At 44.8% G+C, this 2,554-nt stretch carries 3 protein-coding genes; 1 reads left to right on the top strand and 2 read right to left on the bottom strand.

The window, feature by feature from the left end:
* Both AB4653_RS10735 and tal read right to left on the bottom strand, forming a co-directional pair.
* Positions 1–167: hypothetical protein (locus AB4653_RS10735; protein WP_372104120.1), on the bottom strand; the 167-nt coding region annotated here is incomplete at its 3' end.
* Positions 168–254: 87 nt separating this feature from the next.
* The gene (gene tal / locus AB4653_RS10730; protein ID WP_009845571.1) at positions 255–1,205 is read right to left on the bottom strand and encodes a transaldolase; all 951 of its coding nucleotides are present in this window, start codon (positions 1,203–1,205) and stop codon (positions 255–257) included.
* Between the two features lie 459 nt (positions 1,206–1,664).
* Between tal and AB4653_RS10725 the strand changes: the two genes are divergently transcribed.
* A partial coding sequence (locus tag AB4653_RS10725; protein ID WP_372071314.1) for a sugar-binding transcriptional regulator occupies positions 1,665–2,554 on the top strand: 890 nt, incomplete at its 3' end.

Below are 2,554 nucleotides of genomic sequence, written 5' to 3'. Positions count from 1 at the left end.
CGGTCAGCCCACTCTGGGTTTGCTGGGTTGTGGTTTAGGTGAGAACGCCAAAGTACTTCAGCGATGTCAGCCATACCCATAGGTGCGCCTGGGTGACCAGAGTTTGCTTGTTGTACGCCGTCCATGCTTAGAGCACGAATAGCGTTAGCTAGATGTTTGCGATTCATAAGAACTTCCGAATAAAAATTAAGAAAAACAAAATTGATAAAAGTAGGGGAACTGAACGTTCCCCTATTTGAATTTGGTAAGAGTGATTACAGCTTAGCTGCGATCATGTCTTCTAGTTTGCCTTGGTCAACGGCGAAGTTGCGGATGCCTTCAGCCAGTTTCTCAACAGCCATTGCATCTTGGTTGTGGTCCCATAGGAACTCAGCGTGAGTCATCGCTGCTGGACGCTCTTTAGTACCGTTAGAGTCGATAAGCTTCTCTACTACTTCGCCTTCTGCTGCTTCTAGGTCAGCTAGAAGTTGAGGAGCGATAGTTAGACGGTCACAACCAGCAAGTTCAAGGATCTCGCCGATGTTACGGAAGCTTGCGCCCATAACAACAGTTTTGTAGCCGTGGTCTTTGTAGTAGTTGTAGATATCTGAAACTGAGATTACGCCTGGATCTTCTGAAGCTTCGAAATCACGACCTTCTTTCGCTTTGTACCAGTCCATGATGCGACCTACGAAAGGAGAGATTAGGAATACGCCAGCTTCAGCACAAGCACGAGCTTGAGCGAAAGAGAATAGAAGCGTTAGGTTACAGTTGATGCCTTCTTTCTCTAGGATTTCAGCAGCACGGATACCTTCCCAAGTAGAAGCCAGTTTGATAAGGATGCGGTCGTTAGTGATGCCAGCGTCGTTGTACATTTTGATAAGTTGACGAGCTTTAGCAACGCTGCCTTCCATGTCGTAAGAAAGACGAGCATCTACTTCAGTAGAGATACGGCCAGGTACAACTTTCAGGATTTCTTTACCGATGTTCACGTTAAGCATGTCGCAAGTATCTTGAACTTGCTGTGCTTTATCGCCGCTTTGCGCTTTTGCGTATTCGATAGAAGCATCGATTAGAGGAGCGTACTCAGCAATTTGAGCAGCTTTAAGAATTAGAGATGGGTTAGTTGTTGCATCTTCAGGAGTGTACTTGCTGATAGCTTCGATATCGCCAGTGTCAGCTACAACAGTTGTTAGTTTACGAAGTTGCTCTAATTTATTGCTCATTTTGATCATCCTATGTATCGCATAACACCTCATTAATGGGAGAGGTGCGGGCATTTGCAAGCTAACTAATGAAGTTCTCAATGGTTGTACCAGTGAGCCAAACTTACATTAATTTAAATTTTTCTCCGAACGAACATTTGCACAGAACATTTGATCGCTCGATGAGTAAATGATGTAGCCATATTTATCCGATCTAGCCCCAAAGTCAACGGTAAATAGTGCTGTATGGTGACTTCAGTCAAATATATTTCGCTCTAGTAATCATGGGGTATGCAAGCAAACGTTTAACGAGCAAAGTGAGGTGAATTAATCAACAACAAAACCATGGTTATGGCGATGAGCAAATGTACCTTGCTGTTACATATGTTCGGGGTGTAAACTTGTGTATCACTTGCTTAAGCATCGAACACTTGTTCTTCAAGCAGGTAAAATAATTGTTAAATATTGGTTGAGTGGTATATGAGTAAGAATATCCAAGATGTTTCCGAAGAAAACACTGATCTCCTCACTGAAGTAGCGGTTGCTTATTATCAAGATGGTGCCACGCAAGAAGAGATATCTAAAAAGTACTCTATCTCTCGTGCAAAGGTTGGTCGAATGCTCAAGCAAGCCAGAGATGAGGGCATTGTTGAGATCACCGTGAAATATCACCCCGTCTTTAGTGCGAAGATCGAGCAACGTTTGATCGAACGGTTTGGTGTGAAGCGTGCGCTTGTGGCACTAGACCAACCAAATGAAGAGAAGCAGCGATTACAGGTTGCTGGTTTAGTGTCTAACTATCTTACCAGTACACTGAAAAACGGCATGGTGGTGACAGTAGGACAAGGGCGGAACGTATCGTCTGTTGCTCACCACACTGGCGTCATTACGCCACGTGACTGTAAATTTGTGTGTGGTATCGGCGGTATTCACCCTAGAGGCGGTATGTTTAATGCCGATCATATATGTAGACAACTCGCCAAGAAATACGGTGGATCTTCTGAAACCTTGTACGCGCCTGCTTATGCTGAAAACAAAGCACAAAAATCTGCGTTCATGGAAAATAGCACCGTCAAGCAAACGCTCGATCTTGCCCGAAAAGCCGATGTTGCATTAGTGGGTATTGGTGATATGAGTGAAAACAGCTACATGGTCGACCTAGGTTGGTTTACGGCGGGAGAGGTCGTCCAATCTCGTTTACTACAAGGCGTGGTCGGTGACTTTGCGGGTTATGACTTTTTTGATGTACACGGCAAAGCCGCAAACACTGTGATGAGTGACCGAGTCATCGGCTTAGGCCTGGAAGAGTTCCGCCCAATCGCTGAGGTAATTGCCATCGCTGCCGAGAACAGTAAGCCATTAGCTTTATT

It is taken from the genome of Vibrio sp. 10N.222.48.A3 (assembly GCF_041475345.1).
In the GTDB taxonomy this organism is placed as follows: Bacteria; Pseudomonadota; Gammaproteobacteria; order Enterobacterales; family Vibrionaceae; genus Vibrio; species Vibrio tasmaniensis_A.
Note: the sequence above shows the minus strand (reverse complement) of the source record. Positions and strands in the feature narration are given on the sequence as shown.